Annotated in this window: 25 protein-coding genes; 17 read left to right on the forward strand and 8 right to left on the reverse strand. The window is 71.6% G+C overall.

The features are described 5' to 3' along the window. Positions 1-65: 65 nt before the first annotated feature. Together OHA34_RS20135 and OHA34_RS20140 are read right to left on the reverse strand one after the other, a co-directional pair. A complete protein-coding gene (locus OHA34_RS20135; RefSeq protein ID WP_285944264.1) occupies positions 66-893 on the reverse strand; it encodes a YceI family protein in 828 nt (275 codons plus the stop codon). A 174-nt stretch (positions 894-1,067) separates the two neighbouring features. Then, positions 1,068-3,671 carry an MFS transporter gene (locus OHA34_RS20140; RefSeq protein ID WP_329518564.1) on the reverse strand — a complete coding sequence of 868 codons (2,604 nt, stop codon included), beginning with the start codon at positions 3,669-3,671 and terminating at the stop codon, positions 1,068-1,070. A 123-nt stretch (positions 3,672-3,794) separates the two neighbouring features. Between OHA34_RS20140 and OHA34_RS20145 the strand changes: the two genes are divergently transcribed. The 3 genes from OHA34_RS20145 (at position 3,795) to OHA34_RS20155 (ending at position 8,100) form a co-directional block, all read left to right on the forward strand. Then, the gene (locus tag OHA34_RS20145; protein WP_285944265.1) at positions 3,795-4,394 is read left to right on the forward strand and encodes a TetR/AcrR family transcriptional regulator; all 600 of its coding nucleotides are present in this window, start codon (positions 3,795-3,797) and stop codon (positions 4,392-4,394) included. Positions 4,395-4,600: 206 nt separating this feature from the next. Next, positions 4,601-7,174, forward strand: a complete 2,574-nt coding sequence (locus tag OHA34_RS20150) for an alpha/beta fold hydrolase (RefSeq protein ID WP_285944266.1) — start codon at positions 4,601-4,603, stop codon at positions 7,172-7,174. Beyond that, positions 7,171-8,100, forward strand: coding sequence for an ABC transporter permease (locus OHA34_RS20155; protein ID WP_329518565.1), 930 nt, complete (start codon positions 7,171-7,173; stop codon positions 8,098-8,100). Before OHA34_RS20150 ends, OHA34_RS20155 begins: the two co-directional genes overlap by 4 nt. Positions 8,101-8,570: 470 nt before the next feature. Here OHA34_RS20155 and OHA34_RS20160 read toward each other — a convergent pair whose 3' ends face one another. Then, the gene (locus OHA34_RS20160) at positions 8,571-8,954 is read right to left on the reverse strand and encodes a thioesterase family protein (protein ID WP_285944268.1); all 384 of its coding nucleotides are present in this window, start codon (positions 8,952-8,954) and stop codon (positions 8,571-8,573) included. A gap of 50 nt (positions 8,955-9,004) precedes the next feature. Continuing rightward, positions 9,005-9,931 carry a quinone oxidoreductase family protein gene (locus OHA34_RS20165; RefSeq protein ID WP_329518566.1) on the reverse strand — a complete coding sequence of 309 codons (927 nt, stop codon included), beginning with the start codon at positions 9,929-9,931 and terminating at the stop codon, positions 9,005-9,007. Positions 9,932-10,022: 91 nt separating this feature from the next. Between OHA34_RS20165 and OHA34_RS20170 the strand changes: the two genes are divergently transcribed. Next, complete coding sequence (locus OHA34_RS20170) at positions 10,023-10,724, forward strand: TetR/AcrR family transcriptional regulator (protein ID WP_329518567.1); 702 nt, start codon at positions 10,023-10,025, stop codon at positions 10,722-10,724. Here OHA34_RS20170 and OHA34_RS20175 read toward each other — a convergent pair. Further along, positions 10,651-11,052: an ester cyclase gene (locus OHA34_RS20175; protein ID WP_285944271.1), complete on the reverse strand. Its 402-nt coding sequence runs from the start codon at positions 11,050-11,052 to the stop codon at positions 10,651-10,653. The two genes, OHA34_RS20170 and OHA34_RS20175, sit on opposite strands and share 74 nt — an antisense overlap. Positions 11,053-11,137: 85 nt before the next feature. Here OHA34_RS20175 and OHA34_RS20180 point away from each other — a divergent pair, with 85 nt between their 5' ends. From OHA34_RS20180 to OHA34_RS20200, 5 genes are all read left to right on the forward strand, one after another. Beyond that, the gene (locus OHA34_RS20180) at positions 11,138-11,713 is read left to right on the forward strand and encodes a TetR/AcrR family transcriptional regulator (protein WP_329518568.1); all 576 of its coding nucleotides are present in this window, start codon (positions 11,138-11,140) and stop codon (positions 11,711-11,713) included. A 412-nt stretch (positions 11,714-12,125) separates the two neighbouring features. Beyond that, positions 12,126-12,773: a class F sortase gene (locus tag OHA34_RS20185; protein WP_329518569.1), complete on the forward strand. Its 648-nt coding sequence runs from the start codon at positions 12,126-12,128 to the stop codon at positions 12,771-12,773. A 121-nt stretch (positions 12,774-12,894) separates the two neighbouring features. Then, the gene (locus tag OHA34_RS20190) at positions 12,895-13,953 is read left to right on the forward strand and encodes a glycosyltransferase family 2 protein (RefSeq protein ID WP_329518570.1); all 1,059 of its coding nucleotides are present in this window, start codon (positions 12,895-12,897) and stop codon (positions 13,951-13,953) included. A gap of 319 nt (positions 13,954-14,272) precedes the next feature. Beyond that, entirely contained in the window at positions 14,273-14,749 is a 477-nt protein-coding gene (locus OHA34_RS20195; protein WP_329522429.1) for an SUKH-4 family immunity protein, read from the forward strand. Positions 14,750-14,906: 157 nt separating this feature from the next. After that, the gene (locus OHA34_RS20200; protein WP_329518571.1) at positions 14,907-15,206 is read left to right on the forward strand and encodes a hypothetical protein; all 300 of its coding nucleotides are present in this window, start codon (positions 14,907-14,909) and stop codon (positions 15,204-15,206) included. Positions 15,207-15,296: 90 nt separating this feature from the next. Here the strand turns inward: OHA34_RS20200 and OHA34_RS20205 are convergent, their stop codons facing one another. Continuing rightward, positions 15,297-15,575 carry a hypothetical protein gene (locus OHA34_RS20205; RefSeq protein WP_285944276.1) on the reverse strand — a complete coding sequence of 93 codons (279 nt, stop codon included), beginning with the start codon at positions 15,573-15,575 and terminating at the stop codon, positions 15,297-15,299. A gap of 155 nt (positions 15,576-15,730) precedes the next feature. Beyond that, positions 15,731-16,414: a peptide-methionine (S)-S-oxide reductase MsrA gene (gene msrA / locus OHA34_RS20210; RefSeq protein ID WP_329518572.1), complete on the reverse strand. Its 684-nt coding sequence runs from the start codon at positions 16,412-16,414 to the stop codon at positions 15,731-15,733. 209 nt (positions 16,415-16,623) lie between these two features. Between msrA and rarD the strand changes: the two genes are divergently transcribed. The 8 genes from rarD to OHA34_RS20250 all read left to right on the forward strand — a co-directional run bounded on the left by rarD (position 16,624) and on the right by OHA34_RS20250 (position 23,360). Further along, on the forward strand, positions 16,624-17,520 hold the full coding sequence (gene rarD, locus OHA34_RS20215; RefSeq protein WP_329518573.1) for an EamA family transporter RarD: 897 nt from the start codon (positions 16,624-16,626) through the stop codon (positions 17,518-17,520). A 114-nt stretch (positions 17,521-17,634) separates the two neighbouring features. Next, positions 17,635-18,036 (forward strand): hypothetical protein, encoded by a 402-nt coding sequence (locus tag OHA34_RS20220; RefSeq protein ID WP_329518574.1) that lies wholly within the window; start codon positions 17,635-17,637, stop codon positions 18,034-18,036. 606 nt (positions 18,037-18,642) lie between these two features. Next, positions 18,643-19,545, forward strand: a complete 903-nt coding sequence (locus OHA34_RS20225) for a terpene synthase family protein (RefSeq protein ID WP_285944280.1) — start codon at positions 18,643-18,645, stop codon at positions 19,543-19,545. Then, on the forward strand, positions 19,542-21,227 hold the full coding sequence (locus OHA34_RS20230) for a prenyltransferase/squalene oxidase repeat-containing protein (RefSeq protein WP_329518575.1): 1,686 nt from the start codon (positions 19,542-19,544) through the stop codon (positions 21,225-21,227). Before OHA34_RS20225 ends, OHA34_RS20230 begins: the two co-directional genes overlap by 4 nt. A 466-nt stretch (positions 21,228-21,693) precedes the next feature. Further along, positions 21,694-21,921, forward strand: a complete 228-nt coding sequence (locus OHA34_RS20235) for a hypothetical protein (RefSeq protein WP_285944282.1) — start codon at positions 21,694-21,696, stop codon at positions 21,919-21,921. Next, on the forward strand, positions 21,921-22,346 hold the full coding sequence (locus tag OHA34_RS20240) for a roadblock/LC7 domain-containing protein (protein ID WP_285944283.1): 426 nt from the start codon (positions 21,921-21,923) through the stop codon (positions 22,344-22,346). The genes OHA34_RS20235 and OHA34_RS20240 overlap by 1 nt, the downstream gene beginning before the upstream one ends. Continuing rightward, a complete protein-coding gene (locus OHA34_RS20245; RefSeq protein ID WP_285944284.1) occupies positions 22,343-22,762 on the forward strand; it encodes a DUF742 domain-containing protein in 420 nt (139 codons plus the stop codon). The genes OHA34_RS20240 and OHA34_RS20245 overlap by 4 nt, the downstream gene beginning before the upstream one ends. Then, positions 22,743-23,360: a GTP-binding protein gene (locus tag OHA34_RS20250; RefSeq protein ID WP_285944285.1), complete on the forward strand. Its 618-nt coding sequence runs from the start codon at positions 22,743-22,745 to the stop codon at positions 23,358-23,360. The genes OHA34_RS20245 and OHA34_RS20250 overlap by 20 nt, the downstream gene beginning before the upstream one ends. A 618-nt stretch (positions 23,361-23,978) precedes the next feature. On the opposite strand, the gene OHA34_RS20255 is transcribed toward OHA34_RS20250, so the two are convergent. Beyond that, positions 23,979-24,908: a polyprenyl synthetase family protein gene (locus tag OHA34_RS20255; protein WP_329522430.1), complete on the reverse strand. Its 930-nt coding sequence runs from the start codon at positions 24,906-24,908 to the stop codon at positions 23,979-23,981. Positions 24,909-25,015 lie beyond the last annotated feature (107 nt).

The raw sequence follows: 25,015 nt of genomic DNA on the forward strand, positions 1-25,015 counted from the left end.
GGCGATGGGGGCCGGGGACACGGGATGCCGAGGGCCGCGAAATGCGGGGGCCGCGAAATGCGGGGTCAGATCTCCGGGAGGCTCTCCCCCTGGGCGGCCTGGATCTCCAGCTCGACCTTGAGGCTCTCGCCGACGGCGGAGATTCCCGCCTCCAGGATCTGGTTGAACTTGATCCCGAAATCGGCGCGGCGCAGCTCGGCGGTTGCGCGGAACGCGGCCCGCACCCCGCCCCACGGGTCGGGCCCGGTGCCGAGGTAGGTCAGGTCCAGGTCGACCGGCTGCGTGATCCCGTTGAGGGTGAGGTGGCCGTGCACGGTCCAGTGGTCGGGGCCGAGCGCGGTCAGCCCGAGGCCCTGGTAGTCGATCGCCGGGTGCGCGTCGGCGTGCAGGAAGTCGGCCGAGCGCAGGTGCGCGTCGCGCGTCCCGTTGCCGGTGTCGATGGACGCGGCCTCGATCCGCGCCACCACCCGCGATCCCTCGACCGGCTCGGCGATCTCGATGCGGCCCTCGAACGCGGCGAACCGGCCGCGCACACTGGACAGCCCGAGGTGCTGGGCGACGGCGGCGACGCTGGAGTGCGCCGGGTCGATCGTCCACGGGCCGGGCGGCGGCAGCTCGGTGCCGCCGGCGCGCGCCAGCACCAGCGTGCCGAGGTCGGCGGTGCCGGAGCTGCTCACGATCAGGGTGGACGCGGCGGGCTGGTACCCCATCGCGGTCACGATCACCGTGTAGGTCCCGGCGGGCAGCGGCCCGGCGGTCAGGACGCCGTCCTCCCCGGCCTGCGCGCGCGCCACCTGGCGGCCCATCAGGTCGGTCACCGTGACGATGGCGTGCCGCACCGCCCAGCCGTCCTTGGTCCGCACCGCTCCGCGCAGACCGCGACTCTCATCCATGAACGCCCGTACTCCTGACTTCGCCACTATGGTCCCTGCCGTCCCGGTGTTCCGGCGTCCGGCATCCGGTGTTCTGTCGTCCCGCGTCCCGCCGCCTTCGCCCTGCACGCGGCGCGCGGCGTGCGGTGCTGTCCCCGGGGCCGGCGATGGGCGCCGGTCCCGGGATCGTGCCGGTCACTCGTCCGGGTAGCCGAGCTTGAGGTCGTGCCCCTCCTGGCCGCTGCCCGACAGCGACAGCGCGGTGGCCACCGGCGGATAGCCGGAGGCGATCACCGTGTACTGGCCGCCGGTCAGGTCGGTGAAGGCGTACTCGCCGTCCGAACCGGTGATCATCATCGCGACCACGTTGCCGGCCGCGTCGACCAGGGTGACCCGGGCGTCGCCGATCGCCGCGCCGGCCTCGTCGCGGACGGTGCCGCGCACCCGGGCGCCGGGCGGCAGCTCCACGTCGTGCCGGCTCTGCCCGTTGCCGACGATCTCGACCGGCAGCGCGATCGGGCGGTGCGCGGCGGCGCTGACCGCCAGCGTGTAGGTGCCGCTCACCACGTCCTTGAAGGCGTAGTCGCCGTCGGCGCCGGTGCGGCCGGTGCCGACGACCTCGCCGCGGACGTCGGTGACCACGACCATGGCGCCCGCGATCGGGGTGCCGTCGGCGCTGCGGACCGTCCCGGCGAGGCCGCCGTTGCCGGCCAGCAGCAGGTCGAAGTCGACCGGCCGGTCGCCGACGACCAGGGTGGCCGCCTGCGGCTCGTGCTCGCCGGTCGCGGCGATCAGCACGTAGGTGCCGGGGCCGGGGGTCGGCAGCGCGTAGCGGCCGTCGGACTGGGTGATGGCGCGGCCGAGCTGGTGCCCGCCCACGTCGATCAGGGTGAGCGCGGCGGACGGGACGGGGGTGCCGTCGGCGCCGCGGACCAGGCCGCGGATCGGCACGCCCTCCTGGGCGGGCTGCCCGTTCCCGGCCGAGGCCAGGGTGGCCTGCTGGGCGAGCGGCCGGGCCGGCGCCAGGTCGGCGGCGCCCGGGGCCGTCCCGTTGGACATGGTCATGTCGCCGGGTACTCCGTTCGCGTTCGAGCCGACGGACACGAGCTCGCCGGCCTCCTGCGCGGTGCCGCGCGCGTGCCCGCCTCCGAGGGCGGCCAGGGGGTCCGCGCCGTGGCCGGGCACGGCGGTGGTCTTGGATGCGGCCGGGACGTCGTCCTGCGGCGGCGCGGGGACGGTCTTGGTCGACGCCGACCCCTTGAGCGGGATCTCCTTGAACGCAAGGACCACGATGAAGCCGAGGACCGCGATGGGGATGCCGACCATGAAGACGGTCTCGAGCGCCTTGGTGAACGATTCGAGCACCAGGTGCTTGAACGGTTCGGGCAGCGCGTGGATCGCGTCCGGCGAGCCGAGCGCGGTGCCGCTGCCCGCGGGCGGGCTGACGTGCGCCGAGGTCAGCGCGTCCGTCAGCTCGGCGGCGAGCCGGTTGCTGAGGATCGCGCCGAACGCGGCGACGCCCATCGCGCCGCCGAGGTTGCGGAAGAACGAGACGCCCGAGGTGGTCGCGGCGAGGTCGGCGGGGGCCGCGGCGTTCTGCGCGGCGAGGATCAGGATCTGGAGGGTCAGGCCGAGCCCGACGCCGAGCACCGCGACGTCCGCGCCGATCACCAGCTTGCTGGAGTCGGTGTGCAGTTGCGAGAGCAGGAACATCGCGGCGGCCACGAAGACCAGCCCGATCACCGGGAAGATCTTCCAGCGGCCGGTGCGGGTGACGATCTGCCCGGACCCGGTCGAGGTGACGAACATGCCGAGCACCAGCGGCAGCGTCATCAGGCCGGACGCGGTGGGGCTCATCCCCTTGACGATCTGGAGGTACTGCGGCAGGTAGATCATGCCGCCGAACATCGCGATGCCGACGCACACCGAGGCGATGCCGGCCAGCACGAAGGTGCGGTTGCGGAACAGCCGCGGCGGGAGGATCGGCTCCTTGGCCGCCCGCTCGGCGAAGACCGCGCCGATCAGCAGCACCGCCGAGGCCCCGCCGAGCGCGTAGCTCCAGGCGGAGTTCCACGCGAACTCCTGGCCGCCGAGCGACAGCAGCAGCATCAGCGTGGTGGCGCTGGCGGTGATGGTGAGCGCGCCGAGCACGTCGATGCTGGTGTTGCGCTTGACCTTCGGCAGCTTGAGCACCCGCTGGATCACCAGGTAGGCGACGATCGCGAGCGGGATGCACACGTAGAAGCACCAGCGCCAGCCGAGGCCGTCGGCGTCCACGATGAAGCCGCCGAGGAGCGGGCCGGCGACGGTGGCGACGCCGAAGACGGCGCCCATGTAGCCGGCGTACCGGCCGCGCTGGCGGGGCTCGACCACGTCGCCGAGGATCACCTGGGCGAGCGCGGACAGGCCGCCGACGCCGAGGCCCTGGAAGGCGCGGGCGGCGATGAGCTGGCCGATGCCCTGCGACAGGCCGGCGCCCACCGAGGCCACCACGAACAGGATCAGCGCGGTCTGGAACATCAGCTTGCGGCCGAAGATGTCCGACAGCTTGCCCCACAGCGGGGTGGAGGCGGTCATGGTGAGCAGCGACGCGCTGGCCACCCAGGAGAGCTGGTCCTGTCCCCCGAGGTCCCCCACGATCGTCGGAAGCGCCGTGCTGACCACCGAGGTGGAGATCATCGCGGTCAGCATCGCCATCATCAGACCGGAGAGGATCCCCAGGATCTGGCGGTGTGTGTAGTGCGGTCGCACTGGCTCCGGCGCCGCCGGACCAAGCGACGCCGTGCTCGGTTGAGCCACCCTGCTGCCCCCAAGGAGAAGTCAATTACCTGTGTTTTGCATATATCCTATGTACACGCATGTTTACTTGCAACTCACTGGATACTGGTACAGGTCTGGGCACACCGGGAGCAAGGACTGACGATGCAGGTCGAGGCAGGGGTCAAGGCACGTCCGAAACGCGACCGGGAGGCCACCCGGCAGCGCCTGCTGGACGCCGCACGCGACCTCTTCGGCGAGCACGGGTACGACGGCGTCACGGTCCGGATGATCGCCGCCTCCGCCGGCGCCAACGTGGCCCTGGTGAACCGCTACTTCGGCTCGAAGGCCGCCCTGTTCGGCGAGGTCCTGGAGGGCGAGTCCGACCTGCGCGCCGTCATCGCCGGACGGGTCCTGAGCCGGGACGGGGTGCCGCTGGCCCGGCGGCTCGCCGAGCACTTCGTCCGGCAGGTCTACCGGGGGCCGGCCACCACCCTGTCGCGGATCATGGACCGGTCGGTGGGCAACCCCGAGGTCAAGGAGATCGTCCGGGAGCACATGAACCGGGTGCTGGTCGAGCCGCTGGTCGAGCAGCTCGACGGCCCGTCCCCCCGGCCGCGGGCGCTCCTCGCCGCGACGATCATCATGGGCGGCGGCCCGGTGCGCCGCATGTGGGGTCTGGACGACCTGCGCGACACCGACCCGGCCGAACTGGCCGACCGGCTGACGGGGATGTTCGAGTACGCCCTCGCCCCGCGCGGCTGACCCGAGCGGCTGACCCGCGCCTGCGTCGCGGTGCGTGGCCGGTTCAGGGAGCCCGAAAGGCCACGGAACGCGACCCCACGGTTACCCAGGGCTGGCGTGTACGTCCTCGGGTGTAACAGCGGGGACAGCCGTACGGCGGCGGGCGCAGCCAAGATCGACTGAGCGGCGGAGCGGCCGTCCGCCCCGTGCCGCATAGGCTTCTCGGCATGAGGCTGGAGGGAGCCGCGCGGCTCCGGGAGCGGTGGGACGGGTCGGGCCGGGGCACGCGCCTGGCCGCGGCCGGCGCCGCGGTGGCGGTACTGGCGGGCGGCGGCGCGGTCTGGGGCCTGGCGGCGGGCGGCGAGCCGGCCGTGCGGACGCTCGACCAGCGGATCCAGGTCGTCGACGGCCCCAAGGACGACCAGCGGGTGTCGCTCGACACCACCTTCTACCGTCCGGTGGGACGCGCCCAGGGCCCCGCGATCATGCTCGGGCACGGCTTCGGCGGCTCCAAGGACGACGTCCGCGGCGAGGCCGAGGACCTGGCCCGCGCCGGATACGCGGTGCTGGCCTGGTCGGCGCGCGGGTTCGGGCGCTCCACCGGCGAGATCGCGCTGAACTCGCCCGACTACGAGGTCAAGGACGTCCGGCGGCTCATCGACTGGCTCGCCGGGCGTCCCGACGTGCGGCTCGACGGCCCCGGCGACCCGCGGCTCGGCATGGCCGGCGAGTCGTACGGCGGCGCCATCGCGCTGATGGCCGCCGCCTACGACCGGCGGGTCGACGCCATCGCCCCGCAGATCACCTGGAACAGCCTCCCCGACGCGCTGTTCCCCGACGCCACCGGCGCGGGCGCGGACGCCGGCGTCTTCAAGAAGCTGTGGGCCGGGATCTTCTTCACCAGCGGATCCGACGGCTCCGGCGCGGGCGGCGGCACGGGGAACGGGTCCGCGTGCGGGCGGTTCCTGCCCTCGCTGTGCTCGATGTACCAGGAGATCGCCGAGAAGGGGCGGGCCACGCCCGAGGCGATCGAGACGCTGCGGCGCTCCAGCCCGGCGTCGGTCGCCGACCGGATCAAGGTGCCGGCGCTGCTGGTGCAGGGGCAGGCCGACTCGCTGTTCCCGCTCGACCAGGCCGACGCCAACGCCCGCGCCATCGCCCGCAACGGCGCCCCGGTGTCGGTGGTCTGGTTCCAGGGCGGGCACGACGGCGGCGACGCCGAGACCGCCCGGATCCGCGGGATGGTGCGCGGCTGGTTCGACGAGCGGCTCGGGACCGGCGGCGGCGGCTCCGGCACACCGTCCCCGCACGGCTTCACCGTGACGCGCGCGGGCGGGATCGACTCGTCCACCCAGAAGGTGATCGTGGAGGCGGCGACGGCCCGCGCGTACCCGGGCCTCGGCGCCGCCCCGCGGACGCTCGCGCTCGGCGGGCGGGAGCAGACGATCCACAATCCGGCGGGCGGCTCGCCCGCCTCGGTCTCCGCGCTGCCCGGCCTGGGCGCGCTCGGCGGACTCGGCGACCTCGGCGGCGCGGGCGCGCTCGGCGGGCGGTTCGGCGACATGCCGGGGCAGGCCGCCACGTTCGACACCGCGCCGCTCGGCCGTCCGCTCCGGCTCACCGGCGCCGCGACCGTCCGGGTGAAGGTGACCGGGCCCGGCGACGTCCCGCTGTTCGCCAAGCTGTACGACGTCGCGCCGGGCGGCGGCGCGTCGCCCGCGCGCCGCATCGCCGCGCCGCTCCGGGTCGCGGACGCCGGCGGCGGGCGCGAGGTCACGGTGACGCTCCCGGCGATGGACTACCGGTTCGACCGCGGGCACCGGCTGCGGCTCGTCCTCGCGACGACCGACATGGGCTTCGCGACGCCGCCGCGGCCCGCCACGTACAAGGTGCGGGCGGTGTCCGGGCTGACGGTGCCCGCCGTCCCGGCGCTGCGCGCCCCGGCCGCGCCGGTGCCCGGCTGGGTGTGGGTGCTGCCGCTGGCCGGCCTCGCCGTCGCGGCCGGGATCCTGGCGACCGGACGGCGCGGACGCCGCGACCGGACGCCCGCCGGGCACGACCCCGGGCTCGGCGGCGTGCCGTTGCAGATCACCGGGCTGACCAAGGCGTACGGCAACGGGCACCTCGCCGTGTCCGACCTGTCGTTCCGGGTCGAGAAGGGGCAGGTGCTCGGCCTGCTCGGGCCGAACGGGGCGGGCAAGACCACCACGCTGCGGATGCTGATGGGCCTGATCCATCCCGCGTCCGGCGAGATCCGCATCTTCGGGCACCGGGTGACGCCCGGCGCGCCGGTGCTGTCGCGGCTGGGGTCGTTCGTCGAGGGTCCGGGGTTCCTGCCGCACCTGTCCGGCCGCGACAACCTCGACCTGTACTGGCGGGCCACCGGCCGCCCGGCGGGCGAGGCGCGGCTGGAGGAGGCGCTGGAGATCGCCGATCTCGGCAGCGCGCTCGACCGGGCCGTCCGCACGTACTCGCAGGGCATGCGGCAGCGGCTGGCCATCGCGCAGGCGATGCTGGGGCTGCCCGACCTGCTGGTGCTCGACGAGCCCACCAACGGCCTGGACCCGCCGCAGATCCGCGAGATGCGCGAGGTGCTGGTGCGGTACGCCGCGGCCGGCCGCACCGTGATCGTCTCCAGCCACCTGCTCGCCGAGGTCGAGCAGACCTGCACGCACGCGGTGGTGATGTCGCGCGGACGGCGCGTCGCGGCCGGGCCGGTCGCCGAGATCGTCGGCACCTCGGGCCGCCGCCTGGAGGACGCGTTCCTGGAGATCATCGGCGATCGGGGAGGACCGGCGTGAGCGGCGCGAACGGCATGAGCACGACCGCGGCGCCCGGCGGCGCCGAGACCGTGCCCGCCCCTGCGGGCGACGGCGGCGGGCACGGCGGCGGGGCGGGCGGGTACGGGGTGCGGCGGACGCTGCCGCTGCGGGTGGAGGCCGTCCGGCAGTTCCGGCGGCGGCGCACGCTGTTCGCGTTCGGCATCCTGCTGGTGCTGCCGTGGGTGCTGGTCGCCGCGTTCCAGCTCGGCGGCGACCCCGGCGGGCCGGACGGGATGCCGAGCCTGGTCGACGTGGCGACGTCGAGCGCGCTCAACTTCACGCTGTTCGCGCTGTTCGTGTCGACCGGGTTCCTGCTGGTGGTGGCGGTGGCGCTGTTCTGCGGCGACACCGTGGCGAGCGAGGCGGGCTGGTCGTCGCTGCGGTACCTGCTGGCCTCGCCGGTGCCGCGGGCGCGGCTGCTGCGGCAGAAGCTGGCCGTCGCGCTCGGGTACTCGGTCGTCGCGGTGCTCTGCCTGCCGCTGATGTCGCTGGTCGCGGGCACGGCCGCGTTCGGCTGGGGTCCGGTCGAGCTGCCCACCGGCGGCGCCGTCCCGGCCGGCACCGCTCTCGGCCGGATGGCGGTCATCGTCGGGTACGCGCTGGTCGCGCAGCTCGTCGTCGCCGCGCTGGCGTTCCTGCTGTCGGTCACCACCGACTCGCCGCTCGGCGCGGTCGGCGGCGCGGTCGGGCTGGTCATCGTGAGCAACATCCTGGACGCGGTCACCGCGCTCGGCTCCTGGCGCGACTTCCTGCCGACCCACTGGATGTACGCCTGGATGGACGCGCTCCAGCCGCAGATCCAGTGGACCGGGATGGTCAAGGGGACGGCGGTCTCGGTGACCTACGCCGTCGTCCTGTTCGCGCTCGCGTTCCGCCGCTTCCGCACCCGCGACGTGGTGTCCTGACGATCACCGTTTCTGCCGGCGGACCGGATGCGGCCACCCCGCCGCCGATCACCTTCCGTGGCCGTCACGCCACCGCACGCACGCGTTCGCGTCCAGAAAATCGGTCGAAGTGGTCGAGGATGTCGCATAAGCTCGTCGAACTTCACACCCGGCGACCGCGTCGTAGGAAGTGACAGCGACATCGGCTCGATCGGCGGGTTAGCACCCGGCCCGACGGGGGAGATGATCACCATGGCACGGCAGCAGCTCGTCAAGCGCCCCAAGCCCCCACGTCAACCGAGCCCGCTCGACCTCCGGACCCCGTCGGGACGTCTCCTGCCGTACTGATCCAGAACCTCCCGTCTCCCGCGGGGTCGTGCAGGACCCGGGGCCTCCCGCGCCACCCGGCACGGGAGGCCCCGCGTCGTTGCCCGCACCCTCCCCGCGCCCCCGGCGAGGCCCGCGTCTCAGCCGCCGGCCCGGTCCGCGGGTCAGGCCGGCAGGCGGGCCAGGAACCGCTCGCGGTCGACCGACAGCCGCTCGATGCGGCCCAGGGCGACGACGGTGCCGTGCTCGTCCAGCGCGCAGAAGTCGAAGATCAGCCGATCTCCGTCCACCTCGGTGAGCTCGGCGGCGATCGTGACCCGCATGCCGACCGGGCTGGCCGCGCGGTGCTCCAGCTCGATCCGGGTGCCGACCGACGTCCGCCCCTCCTCCAGGTGCGGGCCGACGGCCTGGACCGTCGCCGCCTCGGCGAAGGCGAGCAGCCGCGGCGTGCCGAGGACCGGCACGTCGCCGCTGCCCACCCGCTGGGCGGTGTCCTCACGTTCGACCATGATGAGCGTCTCGGCGCGCAGCCCCGGTACCGGTGTCATGCCCCCATCCTGCTGCCGCGCGCGGAGTCCTCGCGCCCGCGAACCGCCGGTCAGGGCACCAGGACGGTCTTGCCGCTGGTGCCCCCCTCCTCGAACGCCCGGTGCGCGGCGGCGACCTCCGACAGCGGCAGCACCGACCCGACGACCGCGGCCAGCTCGCCCGCGGCGGCCAGTTCGAAGGCCAGCTCGCGGAACGGGGCGATGCGTTCGGGCGGCATGAGCGCGGTGGCGAAGGCGAGGACCGACAGCGCCCGCTGGTAGACGAGCGCCGTGTCGATCTGGTGCGGCTCGCCGCTGATGTTGCCGTACAGCACCATCCGCCCGACGGTCGGCTCCAGGTGCTCCAGCGCCCGCGCCGTCACCGCGCCGCCGACCGACTCCAGCACGACCTGGACGGTCCCGGGATCCCCGTCCGGACGGGAGAGGTCGACGAACTCGTCCGCGCCGAGCCGCCGCGCGACCGCGGCGTCCCGCTCGCCCCGGCCGCCCGCGACGACCCGGGCGCCGGCCCGCTTGGCGAGCTGGACGGCCATGCTGCCGACGCCGCCGGCCGCCGCCTCGACCAGCACGGTCTCGCCCGGCGCGATGCGGGCCTTGTCGATCAGCCCGGCGGCGACCGTCCCCTGAGTGAGCAGGGCGAGCGCCTCGTGGTCGCCGACCTTCTCGGGCAGCGGCAGCAGCGCGGCCTCGGGCACCGCGACCAGCTCGGCGTACCCGCCGCCGGCGGGGAGCTGGGCCAGCACCCGCCGGTCCGTCCCGGCCACGGTCCCGACGACCTCGTGGCCGGGCGCGAACGGGAGCGGCAGGTCCGGCATCCACGCCTTCAGCCCGCCGGCCCGCATCTGGACGTCGCTGAAGTTGATCCCGGCCGCCGCGACCCGGACCAGCACCTCGCCCTCCCCCGGCGACGGGTCGGCGACCTCCTCGTACCGCAGGACCTCGGGCGGACCGTATTCGTGAAAGCGCACAGCGCGCATGACACACCCCTTCAAATTAGCGGACCGACGGTCCGTTTCTATCGGGATAGAATACGGACCGCTGGTCCGGATATGTCAAGGGAGGGGCGCCATGAGAGCGGACGCCGTCCGCAACGAGCGTGCGATCCTGCTCGCCGCACACCGGCTGATCTGCGAGAACGGTGTCGACCAGGTCTCGATGAACGACATCGCCGCCGAGGCCGGTGTCGGCAAGGGCACGCTGTTCCGCCGCTTCGGCGACCGCGCCGGCCTGGTCGGCGCACTGTTCGAGCAGCTCACCGTCGACTGGGAGACGGGCGCCCTCGACCGGCTGGCCGACCCCGCCGTCCCGCCACTGCACCGGGTACTGGCCTTCGTCACCGAACTGTTCGACCGGATGGTCGTCCCGGGCCGTCCCCTCCTGCGCGCCATGGACGGCCACCACGGGGAGGAGCGCATCCGGCACTACCGGCTCTGGCAGGAACACCTCGCCAAGGTGATCGGCGAGTTCCGGCCGGACGGCGACTTCCTCGCGCACGCCGTCCTCGCCACCCCGCGCGGCCAGTTCGTCGACCTCCTGATCGACGGCGGGATGACCCTCGACGAGGTGCGGACCGGTGTCGTCGCGTTCACCCACACCACCCTCACCGGCGCCCTGCTCCCACCCGACCTGCACCCCCCGCCCAGCGCCTGCACGGGCTGGCGTCCGACCGGTGGGCGGCGCCGCCCACCGGCGCCGCCTACTGGCCGAGTTGGTGCCGGATCGCGTCCGAGTCGCGCACAGCCCAGTGCTCGACCACCCGGCCGTCCCTGACCCGGACCATGTCCATGCCGAGGACCTCATAGCTCCGGCCGGACGCGCTATGGGTACCCCTGCTGGCGTAGCGGTTGACCGAGATGTCACCCGCCTCCACGTTCTGCTCGATGGTCACCGAGACATCGCGGAAGCCCGTCTCATCTCGGGCCGCCATCCCATCCCACTTCTCCTTCCACGCCGCCTTCCCCACATGGTCGCCCTGCACCCCGCCCCGGTGGTCGACGATGTCCGGGTCGATCAGGGCCAGCAGTTCCTCCGTCTCGCCCTTGAGGATCAGGGGGTAGCCCTCGGCGAGACGCCGATGGATCTCGGCCGCACGCTGCATGGGACACGCTCCTAACCGGGGAACTCCCCGTTTCGATGTGGCCGCTAAACTAAACGGGGAACTCCCCACTTAGCAAGGAGGACGGATGCCGGCATCGAGGCGCCCGCGCCGGGCCGACGCCCAGCGCAACCACGACCTGCTGGTGGCCGCCGCCCGACGGCTGTTCGCCGAGCGCGGCCCCGAGGCGCCCCTGGACGACGTCGCCCGCGACGCCGGAGTCGGCAACGCCACCCTCTACCGGCACTTCCCGACCCGCCGCGAGCTCCTCATCGCCGTCTACGCCGACGAGGTCTCCGGCCTCACCGCCGAGGGCGAGGCCCTACTCGCCGGCGCCGCATCCGCCGACGCGCTCTTTGCCTGGCTCCGCACCTTCATCACCCACGTGGCCACCAAACGCGACCTGGCCCAGGCGATCACCGACGACCGCCGGCGCACCGTCCTCTTCGACGAATGGCACACCGCGATGCACGCCACCGCCGGCGCCCTCCTGGCCAGGGCGCAGGACTCGGGTGCCGTCCGTCCCGGAGTGCGCACGGCCGACCTGATGGCGCTGGCGAACGGAATCGCCCTGGCCACCACCGGCCCCCCGCAGACCGACCGCCTGCTCGACCTCCTCCGCCAGGGCGTGAATGAGGTGGAGCCCGCGCAACTCCGGCCATGAGGCCCGGTCAGAACCAGCAGGGACCGATTCGGAGCCCATCACCATTCCTCCCACCAGGGCTTCTTCACGTTCCAGGGCCCGCCACACCGCCCGCGATCATGCTGTGATCACCCATCCCACGAATGCTGGTGAAAAACGCTCAGTGGCTCGATCTGGGCGTTTTAGGCGCCCGCCCGGCGGAATGCCGGAAGGGTCGCCTCCAGTTGGATCCGGCTGCTCCCGCATTTGATCCAAATGGGCAAAAGATTCATTACATATGTTCGTTATTCAATGGCCGGGGTAAGTGGCGATCGTGATCAAGAGACAGACAACCCGTTCGAACGGGTTGAGACCCTCGATCGTGTTGGGATGGGGCGGATTCTCGGATAGGTGCCGAGAGCGGCTGTCATCCAGCCTCAGGTACATACCCGGCTTGGCAATCGTCACCATTGCCACGTCGGGCCTCGCCATGACGGCGCTCTTCGCTGTGCAGGCGTTCGGCAATCACACGGCGGCCACCACCGCCCCGCAGCCCGGCCCCGCCGCGTCCAACCCGGAGTCGGCTCATCTGACGGTGGCCATGCCGCGTTCGACCCCGGTGCGGCTGACGGTACCGCGAATCCGCCTCCGTACGTCCCTGGTGCCACTGGGGCTGACGGACGACCACAGGGTCGAGGTTCCGGTCAACGCCGACCAGGCCGGCTGGTATCGGCTCGGGTCCCGGCCCGGAAGCATCGGCGCGGCAGTGCTCATCGGCCACGTCGACTCATCGCGCGGGCCGGGCGTCTTTTTCCGAATCGGGGAGTTGCGCCCAGGCGACAAAGCCGGCGTGCAACGAGCCGACGGGAGCACCGCCTTGTTCCAAATCGACTCGGTCGAACGCGTCAAGAAGACGGGATTCCCCACGCGCCGGGTCTACATGGATCCCGGCTATGCAGCGATCCGGCTGGTCACCTGCGGCGGCGGTTTCGACACCGACACCGGCCACTACACCGACAACGTGATCGCCTACGGGCACCTGCTCCGGCCCGGTTCGCACCGGAGCGAGGAGCACTCAATGCGTCCGCTGGCGGGGCCCTGAGATGAGTTCAACCTCTACCATCCCGCCTGCCCCCGGCCGTTCAATTGATCATGCATTGACCGGCCCCGACAGCGGGGAGACGCCCCGGCGAGGGCGGCCGGGCCGGCGCACCCTACCACCGGTGGATCCGGCCGGCCTGTGGGTGACGGTGCTGATCCCGGCACACAATGAGGCAGAGAATATCACCGATACGCTCGCATCGCTAAAGGGGCAGGAACAGCCGCCGGACCAGATCATTGTCATCGCCGATGATTGCACAGACGGCACCGTTGAAATCGCCAGGCGGTGCGGAGTTGAAATATTCATCACACGCGACAATCGGCATAAGAAGGCTGGTGCGCTGAATCAGGTACTCGACCGGTTGCTGCCCTCTGCCGGCCCCAATGACGCGATCATGGTCATGGACGCAGATTCGGCACTGGACCCGGGCTTCATCCGTCATGGAGTGGTTTACCTCTCCGACGGCCGCTACGCCGCCGTCGGTGGCACCTTCACCGGCCAGGACGGCGGGGGCATGGTCGGCATGCTCCAACGCAACGAGTACGTCCGCTACGCACGGGACGTGCGGCGACTGCAAGGCAAAGCGCTGGTGCTGACCGGAACGGCGACCATCTTCCGCGCCACCACTCTCCAGGAAGTGGCTGCCGCGCGCAGGGAGCGCCGACTGCCTGGCGCCCCCCGCGTCTACGACGTTTGCGTGCTCACCGAGGATAACGAACTGACCCTGGCGATCCTGCATCTCGGTTTCGAAATCATATGCCCACCCGGATGTACGCTCACTACAGAGGTGATGCCAACCTGGCGGGAATTGTCCCGGCAGCGACTGCGCTGGAAGCGCGGCGCCCTGGAGAATCTCATCGAATACGGTTGGACATCCGTGACACGCCCCTACTGGGGCCGGCAACTGCTTACATTGATCAGCATCATCGCCATCGTGGCCTATCTGATCTCGCTAGGCTACTGCTTGGCCTTCACCAGCGGACTCCATTTCCGCCCCATTTGGATCAGCGTAACAGCGATCTTCATGATTGAGCGCGTGGTGACCGTACGCCGGCGCGGGGCAGTTCAAATGGCCATAGCCGCCACCATCGTCGTCGAGTTCCTCTTCGACGGCTTTCTTCAGATCGTCCAGGTCCGGGCTTACTGGGAAGCCGCCTGGCACAACGAAAGGAAATGGTAAACCATGTACAATACTCCGCCCATAGGCGGTGTCAGCGCCGGTCTCGGCGGCGCCGCCATCACCGCCCCATGGCTCGGCGTCCAGGCCATCTGGTTGGGGTTGGCCGTCTTCACCCTGCTGTCCACAGCCCTCGCCGTTAAGCGCATCCTGCCCACACGGAAGAGCATCGGGATCCCATCGGCCGCCCCCTTGTCCGAGGGGTAGACCGGGGCTTCGACGCAAGGCGTCAACCAAGACGAGGGCCCCGGGGTCGCCTTCCAGCGCTCCCGGGGCCCCCGCGCCACCGTGAGGACACCGTTAGCGACATCGCTTCCCCCCGCTGCCGCGTTCCGCAGAGTCGGCGTCCGGGGCAGACGAGCTATGCAGTGGATCGAGGCAAAGGAGTCCGAGGTGGTCACGCACGCGGAACTGGGGTCGGCATTTCGGCTCCGAGTGGGTCGAGACCATGCCGCCGGAGGTCGCTGAGCGACACTTCAGCAATCCGGAGGACCGGCGGGTCCTGACCGAGGTGGGCTTGCCCGAAACACTCATGGGTCTGCTGGTCTTCGGCGGCATCGGGACAGATCGGCCTCGCACCATCGCCCAGGTCCTCGACATCGGAGAGCCGGATACCGATCCGCTGGACATCAAGGGCGACATCGTGATCGTCAACGGCATCGGCGGCCTGGCTTGTCTGTCCCGTGCGGAACACCGCGTCTACTGGTACGCGCCGGGGGACGAGAAGCGGAACCGCGCACTCATCAATAGTTCCCTGGAGCTGTTCGTCGAGACCCTTGCTGCCAGGCATCGGTTCTAGCTGGGATGACGCTTGGGTGGAAGGTGCCCACGGTGGCCAGCTGACTCACCCGGTCGCACGCTGCGGGTCGTCGCGTTCGATGTGGGTGACGCCGAGGAAGTGGAAGGCGCTCGCCGTGACCCTCGGGTGAGCCGGCTCCGCGGTCCCTGCCTACGCGGTGAAGAAGGCCCGGGCTGAGCACCTGTACGCGATCGCCGACGGCGAGGTGATACCCGAGCCGGGCGAGCCGACCGTCGTGATCTGCCTGGACGAGTTCGGGCCGCTGAACCTGATGCCGCACCTGACCACCGAGCGCTGCCGACGGGTGACGGACTGGGCCGAGGCAAACAACGCCGAAGTCGCCTACACCCCGACCACAGTTCGTGGCTCAACCACGTTGAGGCCCAGTTCACCGCGCTGTGCTGCTTCGCTCTGGACGGCACCGACCAACGCAGCCACAAAGAGCAAGGCAGCATGATCCGCCGCTACATCATCTGGCGGAACCGCCACGCCGACGACACCCGGCTACGCCAGATCGTCGCCCGCGCCAACGCGGCCTGACCCGGGATCAGTCGCCGATGAACAGGATGTAGTGATGCGGCCTGCGCAAGGCCACTTCGCACAGGGCCTGGACTTCAGCGACCCAAACGCCACCGCGTTCAACGGGGAGCCGGTCCAACTCCCCGAGCAGTGCCGGGATCTGCCGGTGGTTGAAGACCGCATCACCATACGGATCGAGCGCACCGAGCATGGGAAACGCCGCTTGGTCGAGACCGCCAAGTGTGGTTTCCCACGACAGCCCGCACCCCGCCCTCGCCACGACCTCGCCTTGCAGCTCCCGGTTCACTCTCAGAGATCACCACGAGATGCTACTTGCGCGGCGCAGCCTCGGGACCGGGGGAACGTTACCTGCTACGGCACTAGACGGCGTCAACCCTCCCCGCCGGGTGCGGGCATCTGGTGGGAGTGCATGGCCCCTGCGCGCCGCTTGCCCAACGGTGGTCAGTCTCCAGCAGGCGCGATGCCCGTCTGGCAGGAGCCGCCGGACTGGTCACCCAGGGGTAGACCGGTGCCGGCGATGCCGCAGTAGCCGTTGGGGTTCTTGTTGTCGGACAGGTACTGCTGGTGGTAGTCCTCGGCGAAGTAGAAGTCGGTGGCCGGGGCGATCTCGGTGCTGATGGGACCGTGGCCGCCGCCGGTCAGGACCTGCTGGTAGGCGTCGCGGGACGCCTCGGCGGTCTTCCGCTGGAGCTCGGTGCGGTAGAAGACCGCCGAGCGGTACTGGGTGCCGACGTCGTTGCCCTGGCGCATGCCCTGGGTCGGGTCGTGGGACTCCCAGAACACGCGCAGGAGCCGCTCGTAGGACGTCTCGGACGGGTCGTAGACGACCCGGACGCTCTCGGTGTGGCCGGTCTGGCCGCTGCACACCTCTTCGTAGGTGGGGTTCGGCGTGTGGCCGCCCTCGTAGCCGACCGAGGTGGAGACGACGCCTGGGGTCCGCCAGAAGATGCGTTCGGCGCCCCAGAAGCAGCCGAGCGCGAACTCGGCGATCTCGGTGCCGTCGGGGTACGGCGGCGCGAGGGGCGACCCGAGGACCTCGTGGCGGGGCGGCACCGGCATCGGCTCGTCCCTGCCGGGCAGGGCCTTCTCCGGTGCGACCATCTGGGTCTTCGCAAAGCCGAACATGACTCCAGGGTATTCGCCCTGGCAAGGTCATGCCGGCCGGTGGGCGCGGGGCGCGCCGGGCTTGCCGGGACGGCCCTCGCTCGGCCTGGGCGGCAGGGGTGCCGCCATGGCCGTGCCGCGTGTTCGGCCTGTCCTCCCGGAGTCAGTAGCGTGCCAGTTTTGGCTGATTACGCACTGATATCGTGCTGCTTGTGGTGAATCGTCGCGGAATGGCATTCGGCTTCGCCGCCTACGCGCTCTGGGGGCTGTTCCCCCTGTACTGGCCCCTGCTGAAGCCCGCCGGCGCGGTGGAGATCCTCGCGCACCGGATCATGTGGTCGCTGGTCGCGGTGCTGGCGATGCTCGCCGTCCGCCGGCACTGGGCCTGGGTCAGGTCGCTGACCGTGCGGCAGGTGGGGCTGCTGGCGCTGGCCGCCGCGCTGGTCACGGTCAACTGGGGCGTCTACATCTACGCGGTCAACTCCGGACACACCATCGAGGCCGCGCTCGGCTACTTCATCAACCCGCTGATCAGTGTGGTCTTCGGCGTGGTGATCTTCCGGGAGCGGCTGCGCCGCTGGCAGTGGACGGCGGTCGGGCTGGGCACGGCGGCCGTGGTGGTGCTGACCGTCGACTACGGCCGGCCGCCGTGGATCGCGCTGGTGCTGGCGTTCTCGTTCGGCACGTACGGGCTGGTCAAGAAGTTCGCCGCGATGCCGTCCGCGGAGAGCCTGTCGGTGGAGACCGCGATCCTGCTGGTCCCGGCGATCGGGTTCGTGCTGACCCTGGAGGCCCGCGGGGACGCGACGTTCGGGCATCACGGCGCGGGGCAGGTGGGGCTGCTGATCGGCGCCGGGGTGGTGACGGCGATCCCGCTGCTGCTGTTCAACGCGGCGGCGATCCGCATCCCGATGAGCGCGCTCGGGATGCTCCAGTACCTGGCCCCTGTGCTGCAATTCCTCATCGGGTTGCTGGTCCAGCACGAGGAGATGCCGGCCAGCCGGTGGATCGGGTTCCTGCTGGTGTGGGCGGCGCTGATCACGCTGACCGGGGACGGACTGAGCGCGGGACGGCGCGCACGCCACGGCGCGGGCGCCGTCGAAACGGCGCCCGAACCCGTCCGCTGAGCGAGGTTCCGACGCGGAACGCGCAACTTCTCCGGCTTTACGCACATCTATAGAGGAAGAGATCCCGAACCACTAGAGTGCCGGATGTCACAAGCACCTTGTCGAGGAGTATCGTTGCGCCTACTCAGCGCCGCAGTGTTGGGCGGGGCCCTCATCGCGGTCGGCCTCGCGGCCCCGGCGACGGGCGAGGCGACGGCGACGAGGGGGAACCGCATCGCCGTGGAGCCGGACGTGGCCCGTCCCGGGCAGCGGATCGAGCTGGAGGTGCGCGGCTGCGCGGCCGGGACGCAGCGGCACTGGGCCGGCTCGCCGGCCTTCACCGGGGACGCCACCCTCGGGGGCAGGAGCGACCAGGGGCGGACCGTGGCCCGGCTCCGGCGGGACATCAAGCCCGGCACCCACACGGTCGTGGCGCACTGCGGCCAGCAGACGTTCACCGGCCATTTCAAGGTCTCCAATAAGATCTCCTGGCCGGTCCGGCTGTCGACCGACATCGAGTCGCCGACCGCGAACTGAGACATCGCGCACCCATTCCCCGGGACACCCGGGGATTTTTTTTCGCCCTTATTCTTTTGTGCCGCGAAACCCGGTGCATGATTATTCCGCCCACCACAGCCCGGCGGCGTCCCGCCTTTCATCGGCCGGCCGCGCGCGGGCTCACCTTCCCATCGCCAAAGTGCCCGACCGAGGCCACCGGACCGTTCCACCTGGCGGAATGGACGGGCCGAAGCGTGATGAAGGTCACTCGTTGAAGTTTCTATATACCGCCTTCGGCCATCTTGATCACGCCAAATGACCATGTGATACTTCCACGGAATCGCTCATACCCCCCATGCTTCACACGGGTGCACAGAACGGTAGGTTCGCCCGTTCAGCAACGTGCGACCGATGCGCCTCGTGCCACCAATTCCACTCCTAGGGGCAGTCGAGAATGTCCGTAGACATCGGTCTCGTTCCCGTCTGGACGGCGCATCGCCTCCGTCACGAGGCCACCTCCACCGCACCGGTCCGCTTCCCTGCGGCCTCCCTCCTCGCGGCGGCCCGCCGCGTCGAGTCGCCTCCGGGCCGGCGCCCCGACCCCGGCGGCGGACCGGTCCCGGACCTGCCGGACGGAGGGCGCGCGTGAGCCCGCTCCAGACGGGCACCGACGAGATCCGGGCGGTCGCCGAGCACGGCCGGATCTGCGCCCTCTCCGCTCAATGCGCTCGTGACCTGCAAGGATGCGCCGCCGACTATCCCGGCCTGTTCTCCGGGAAGCCGTTCGACGCCACGCTCTTCACCGCGGTCTCGATGGCCAACGCGTTCGGTTCCCCCGGCGACACCCGGGAGCGGCTGGAGGTCGCCAACCGCACCTCGCTGTGGATCTTCGCGCTGGACTGGCTGGTCGACTACGTCGCCACCTCGCGGGCCGACCTCGACGGAGCGCTCGCCGGCCCGCTCGCCATCGCCGAAGGCCGTCCGCCCGCCGGGGACGCGCCGCTCGCCCGGTTCCTGGCGGCCATCCGCGACCGCGTCGGCAGCAGCCCCTCGTTCGCCGCGTTCGGCCCGGTCTGGCGGGACGAGCTGCGCCGGATGCTGGACGCGATGACCCTCGAATGGGAGTGGAAGGCCGCGCTCACCGCGGGCACGACCGCGCCGCCCTCCTTCGACGCCTACCTGGCCAACGCCGACAACTTCGGCTCCACGTTCGTGAACGCCGGGCACTGGATCTTCACCTCCGAGCCGTCCGCGCTGGCGCACCTGGACGCGCTACTGGAGGTCAGCCGGAAGGTCCAGCAGGTGCTCCGCCTGCTCAACGACCTGGCCACCTACAAGCGCGACGTCACCTGGGGCGACCTGAACGCGATGCTCCTCGGCGTGGACGCCGACGCCGTCAGGGAGCGGATCGCCGAACTCGTCGCGCAGTGCCGGGTGCTGCTCGAGCCGCTCAGGGACACGTGCCCCCGCGAGGCCGTCTATCTGGAGCGCCAGATCGGCTACAGCATGGGCTTCTACGGTGCGGCCGACTACTGGGGCGAGCTGTGAGCATCGGAACCGAGCGGACCGAGACGGCCGCCGCCACCGTCCGCACCGGCTCCGCCGATGTCACCGCCGCCGCCCGCACCGGCTCCGCCGATGTCACCGCCGCCGCCCGCGACCTGATCACCGGCCTCGTCGCCGAACCGTGGGGACAGGTCTCCCCCTCGATCTACGAGACCGGGCGGCTCGTGTCGCTGACACCCTGGCTGACCGGCCACGACCGGCGCGTGGACTTCCTCACCGAGACCCAGCGTCCCGACGGCGGCTGGGGCGCCCCCGACGACGGCTACGCGCTGGTGCCCACGCTGAGCGCGACCGAGGCCCTGCTGTCGGTGCTCGTCCGGTCGGACGCGTCCGAGCCGGACGGCCCGACCGCCCGCGCCGCGCGGGGCGGGCTGGACCGGCTGCACGTCCTCCTGCCCGGCGGCCGGGGCCCGGAACTGCCCGACATGCCGGCGATCGAGCTGATCGTCCCGTCCCTGGTGGAGCTGATCAACAAGCATCTCGGCGCGCTGGCCGCCCGGTCCTCCCGGCGCGTCCCGCTGCCCGAGGGCATGGACGGCGCCAAGCTGACGGTGATCAGGCGGCTGCTCACCTCCGGGATCGAGCCCCCGCAGAAGCTGATGCACGCCCTGGAGGTCGCCGGCGAGGTCGCGCGCGGGCTCCCGCAGGCCCACCCGGAGCCGACCGGGACCATTGGCGCGTCGCCCGCGGCGACCGCCGCGTGGCTCGGCGACCGTCCCCCGAGCGATCCGAGCGCCCCGGCGCGCTGGTACCTGGAGACCGTCGCCGCCACGCACGGCGGCCCGGTTCCGGTCGGGTTCCCGCTCACGGTGTTCGAGCGGGGCTGGGTCCTGGCGTGGCTGGAGCGGGCGGGCGTCCCGTTCGTCGCGCCCCCCGAGCTCGTGCTGAGCCTGACCGCGCCGCTCCGCGCGGACGGCACGCCCGCCGCGGCGGGGCTGCCCGCCGACGCCGACACCACGGCCGGCGCGCTCTACGCGCTGGCACTGCTCGGTGCCCCGCACCGTCCCGATCCCCTCTGGGAGTACGAGACCTCGACGCATTTCTGCACCTGGCAGGGAGAGGACGGCTATTCCCTCACGACCAACGCGCATGTGCTGGAGGCGTTCGGCGAGTACCTCGCGTCCGTCGGGACGAACCGTCTCGGCGCGGACGCGGCCGGCCGGTACGCCGACACCATCGACAAGGTGTCCGGTTGGCTCTGCCAGCAGCAGCAGGCTGACGGGAGCTGGACCGACCGATGGCACGCGTCCCCCTACTATGCGACCGCGTGCTGCGCCCTGGCCCTGGACCGCTTCGGCGGGGAGCGCTGCGCCCCCGCCGTGGAACGCGCCCGCCAGTGGGTGCTGGGCAGGCAGCGTCCGGACGGCTCCTGGGGACGCTGGCACGGGACCGCCGAGGAGACCGCGTACGCCGTGCAGGTGCTCCTGCTCCCCCGGCCTGGACGGGACGAGCCGCGCGCTCGCGCCGAGGCCCGGTTCGCGGCGGCCTCCGCCGCGCGGACGGTGCTCGAACACGACCTCGGCCGCCCGACCTCGGACCGGAGCTGCGACCCGCCGCTCTGGCACGACAAGGACCTGTACCATCCGACGGCGATCGTGCGCGCGGCCGTGATCGCGGCGCTCCACCTCATCTCCTCGCGCCGGCCCCCTCGGCCCGGAAAGTGAAATTCGTCATAACAGCGAAAACGACACCAGGCTGCAAACGGGACGGCCCGCGCCGACAACTCCATTCACCTTGAGCGGGTGTGTTCGCATTGCTAAGGTTCTGGGCCGTACGGACCGGCTCGACCGCCGCGCCCGCCCCACCAAACCCGAGCATCTCGCTACCGTTTATTCCGATGAGCGGCTGCCGATTCTTAGCAGAATTGATAGGGCGAATCCCATGCGCTTCCGCACCCCCCGCCCGCGGACCGGGGCACCGTCCCCATGCCCGCCGGTGGCCGCCCTCCGGGCGCCCGCCGCGCGGGGGGCCGTCCGCCGCGGGGCGGGCGGCGGGCACGCGCGCGGACCGATGCATCCCGCCGCCGCGACACGGCGTACGGTGATCATGCATGGCCCGGTGACCGAAAGGCCGGCGGCCACCGCCGGCGCCGGGTGCCCCGAGACCTCTCAGCCGGAGGACCAGCGACCCGTGCCCGAGACCTCCACCACCCCGTCCGGCCTGCCGGTCCGGGTGCCCCAGGCCAACCTGACCCCGCCTCTGGCCGAGAACGAGCAGTCCGGCGCGGCGGACGAAACCGACGGGCCGGTCCGTTCCCCCGAGGAGATCCATCGGATCATGGACGCGTACCAGCTCGGCACGCGCCGCGGCCGGTCGGCCGCGGCGGCCCGAGCGACGGAAGACGAGGACGATCAGTGATGCAGAAGACGGGTTCGTCGGCAGACCTGAGCTGGTTGCTGGACGACCTGGTACACCGGCTGCCGCACGCCGAGCATGCCGTGGTGCTGTCCGCCGACGGCCTGCTGATGGCCTCCTCGGAGGCCATGGCGCAGGACGACGGTGAGCATCTGGCCGCCGTCGCCGCCGGGATCCAGAGCCTGGCCAAGGGTGCGGGCACCCGCTTCGGCGGCGGCCCGGTCCGGCAGTCCATCATCGAGATGCAGTCGGCGTTCCTGCTGGTGACCGTCGCCGGCCAGGGCGCCTGCCTGGCGGTGCTGGCCGGTGAGGAGGCCGACGTCGGCCTGATCGCCTACGAGATGGCGATGCTGGTCACCAGCATGGGCCATCACCTCACCACGCCGTCGCGGTCGGAGGCCGCCGCAGAGGGCCGGACCACCTCATGATGCCGCCCGAGGAGCCCGGCCACGACCGCTGGCAGGACGACGCCGACCCCGTCCAGGACCGGTGGCACGACGAGCACTCCGGCCCCATGGTCCGCCCGTACGTGATGACCAGCGGCCGGATCGAGCCGACCCGGGGCAAGTTCGACCTGATCACCCTGGTGGTGTCGGTCGGCGCCGAGCCCGACGGCGCGGTCGGCCTCGGCCCCGAGCACGTGGCGATCGCCCGGCTCTGCCAGTCGGTGATGTCGGTCGCCGAGCTCACCGGGCACCTCAACCTGCCCATCGCCACCGTCCGGGTTCTGCTCGGCGACCTGCTCGACCAGGGCTTCATCTCGATGCAGGAACCCGAACCGGAGGCGGACATGCACGACATCAGGCTCTACAAGGCGGTGATCGATGGTCTCCGGGCCCTCTAGTCTCCCGACCCGTGCCCGCCGGCTGCCCACCGCGGTCAAGATCGTGATCGCGGGCGGTTTCGGGGTCGGCAAGACCACCATGGTCGGCACCGTCTCGGAGACCAAGCCGCTGCGCACCGAGGAGATCCTCACCGACGAGAGCGTGGGCGTCGACGACATCTCCGGTGTGGAGAAGAAGAAGACCACCACGGTCGCGATGGACTTCGGCCGCATCACGATGCGCGACGAGTACGTGCTCTACCTCTTCGGCACCCCGGGCCAGGAACGCTTCTGGTTCATGTGGGACGAGGTGGCACTCGGCGCCCTCGGCGCAATCGTCCTGGCCGACACCCGCCGCCTCTCGGACTGCTTCCCGTCGGTCGACTACTTCGAACGCCGCGGCACCCCGTTCATCGTCGCGGTGAACTGCTTCCAGGGCGCCCGCCAGTACGACCTGGCGGAGATCCAGCTCGCCCTCAACCTGGGCCCCGCCGTCCCGGTCATGCTCTGCGACGCCCGCAGCCTCGACTCCTGCAAGCAGGTCCTCATCGACCTGGTCCTGCACGCGATGAAGACCCGCGGCCTGGCCCCCAACCAAGAAGAACCCCAGAACGCCTGACCGCGACCATCCTCTATTTCTACGCCCGGCCCGGCGTCCTCGCCTAGCGGCTGTGTTTCCAACGCCCGGCCCGGCGTCCTCGCCTGGCGGCTGTGTTTCCAACGCCCGGCCCGGCGTCCTCGCCTGGCGGCTGTGTTTCCAACGCCCGGCCCGGCGTCCTCGCCTGGCGGCTCGGACACCGACCGCGCTTTGGGCGAGCGCGACATCGCTTCGCGATCTGGCCGGTGAGGCTCGCCTCCGGCATCGCCCCACCGGCCAGATAACGCGCTCGCGCGACGGCTGAGGCACAGTGAGACCGGCCCTAACCCCCAGTGTGCCCGTGAGGGGCCGAACAACCTCAAGACGCCCCCGAGCCCCCGAGCGGGCGCGCGGTGTCTGGACTGAGGAGCGCAGGGAGCCTGCGACCGGAGCGACGAGGGAAGACACCGCGTAAAGCGCCCGCGAGCCGCGACGCCGAAGGCGTCGCCATCAACACAGCGAGCGGGCGCGCGGTGTCTGGACTGAGGAGCGCAGGGAGCCTGCGACCGGAGCGACGAGGGAAGACACCGCGTAAAAGCGCCCGCGAGCCGCGACGCCGAAGGCGGCGCCATCAAACACAGAGGCGCCATCAGACACCACTCAGCCGGTGCGGGAGACCACGTAGTCGCAGAGGCCGGTGAAGGCGGCGCGGGCGGGGATGTCGGGGAGGGTGAGGAGTTCGGTGCGGGCGTCTTCGGCCCAGCGGCGGAGGTCGGCGCGGGCGCGGTCCATGGCGGGGTGGGCGCGGAGGAGGGCGAGGGCTTCGGCGTGGAGGGCGTCGCCGGTGAGGTCCTGGGTGAGGAGTTCGCGCAGCCGGGCGTCGTCCGGGCCGGTGCCGGCGAGGACGTGGTGCATGGGGAGGGTACGGATGCCTTCGCGGAGGTCGGTGCCGGGGGTCTTGCCGGACTGCTCGGCCTCCGAGGCGATGTCGAGGATGTCGTCGGAGAGCTGGAAGGCGACGCCGATCTTCTCGCAGGCGGAGGTGACGGTGTCGACCACGTGGGTGGGGGCGCCGGAGATGAGGGCGCCGAACTGGCCGGACGTGGCGATCAGCGAGGCGGTCTTGTCGGCGACGACCTGGAGGTAGTGCTTGAGGGGGTCGGCGTCCGGGCCGGGGCCGACGGTCTCCTGGATCTGGCCGCGGACGAGGCGGGCGAAGGAGCGGGCCTGGATCCGGACGGCTTCGGGGCCGAGGTCGGCGAGCAGGTCGGACGCGCGGGCGAACAGGTAGTCGCCGGTGAGGATGGCGACGGTGTTGGTCCAGCGGGAGTTGGCCGACGGCCGGCCGCGGCGGACGGTGGCCTCGTCCATGACGTCGTCGTGGTACAGGGTGGCCAGGTGGGTCAGCTCGACGACGACCGCGGACGGGACGATGCCCGGGGAGGCCGGGTCGCCGAAGTCGGCGGCGAGCAGCACCAGCATCGCGCGGAAGCGCTTGCCGCCCGCCTCGACCAGGTGCTTGGAGGCCTGGGTGAGCAGCGGGTCCTCGCCGTGCACCGATTCCAGGAGGAGGTCTTCGACGGCCGTCATGCGCTCCTGTACGGCCGTCGCGAGCTTCTCGTCGATCGGGAGCCCGAACGGCCCGGCCGCGTCGGCCGCGCCCGGCGGCCCTCCGGGCCCTCCGGCGAAAGCGCTAC

The sequence above is a fragment of the Spirillospora sp. NBC_01491 genome, assembly GCF_036227065.1.
Taxonomy (GTDB): Bacteria; Actinomycetota; Actinomycetes; order Streptosporangiales; family Streptosporangiaceae; genus Spirillospora; species Spirillospora xylanilytica.

Bases quoted from the DNA above. Each gene is read 5' to 3' on its own strand.
- OHA34_RS20135 (WP_285944264.1), bottom strand. From the start codon at position 893: ATGGATGAGAGTCGCGGTCTGCGCGGAGCGGTGCGGACCAAGGACGGC.
- OHA34_RS20145 (WP_285944265.1), top strand. From the start codon at position 3,795: ATGCAGGTCGAGGCAGGGGTCAAGGCACGTCCGAAACGCGACCGGGAG.
- OHA34_RS20150 (WP_285944266.1), top strand. From the start codon at position 4,601: ATGAGGCTGGAGGGAGCCGCGCGGCTCCGGGAGCGGTGGGACGGGTCG.
- OHA34_RS20160 (WP_285944268.1), bottom strand. From the start codon at position 8,954: ATGACACCGGTACCGGGGCTGCGCGCCGAGACGCTCATCATGGTCGAA.
- OHA34_RS20165 (WP_329518566.1), bottom strand. From the start codon at position 9,931: ATGCGCGCTGTGCGCTTTCACGAATACGGTCCGCCCGAGGTCCTGCGG.
- OHA34_RS20170 (WP_329518567.1), top strand. From the start codon at position 10,023: ATGAGAGCGGACGCCGTCCGCAACGAGCGTGCGATCCTGCTCGCCGCA.
- OHA34_RS20175 (WP_285944271.1), bottom strand. From the start codon at position 11,052: ATGCAGCGTGCGGCCGAGATCCATCGGCGTCTCGCCGAGGGCTACCCC.
- OHA34_RS20180 (WP_329518568.1), top strand. From the start codon at position 11,138: ATGCCGGCATCGAGGCGCCCGCGCCGGGCCGACGCCCAGCGCAACCAC.
- msrA (WP_329518572.1), bottom strand. From the start codon at position 16,414: ATGTTCGGCTTTGCGAAGACCCAGATGGTCGCACCGGAGAAGGCCCTG.
- rarD (WP_329518573.1), top strand. From the start codon at position 16,624: ATGGCATTCGGCTTCGCCGCCTACGCGCTCTGGGGGCTGTTCCCCCTG.
- OHA34_RS20240 (WP_285944283.1), top strand. From the start codon at position 21,921: ATGCAGAAGACGGGTTCGTCGGCAGACCTGAGCTGGTTGCTGGACGAC.
- OHA34_RS20245 (WP_285944284.1), top strand. From the start codon at position 22,343: ATGATGCCGCCCGAGGAGCCCGGCCACGACCGCTGGCAGGACGACGCC.
- OHA34_RS20250 (WP_285944285.1), top strand. From the start codon at position 22,743: ATGGTCTCCGGGCCCTCTAGTCTCCCGACCCGTGCCCGCCGGCTGCCC.
- OHA34_RS20255 (WP_329522430.1), bottom strand. From the start codon at position 24,908: ATGACGGCCGTCGAAGACCTCCTCCTGGAATCGGTGCACGGCGAGGAC.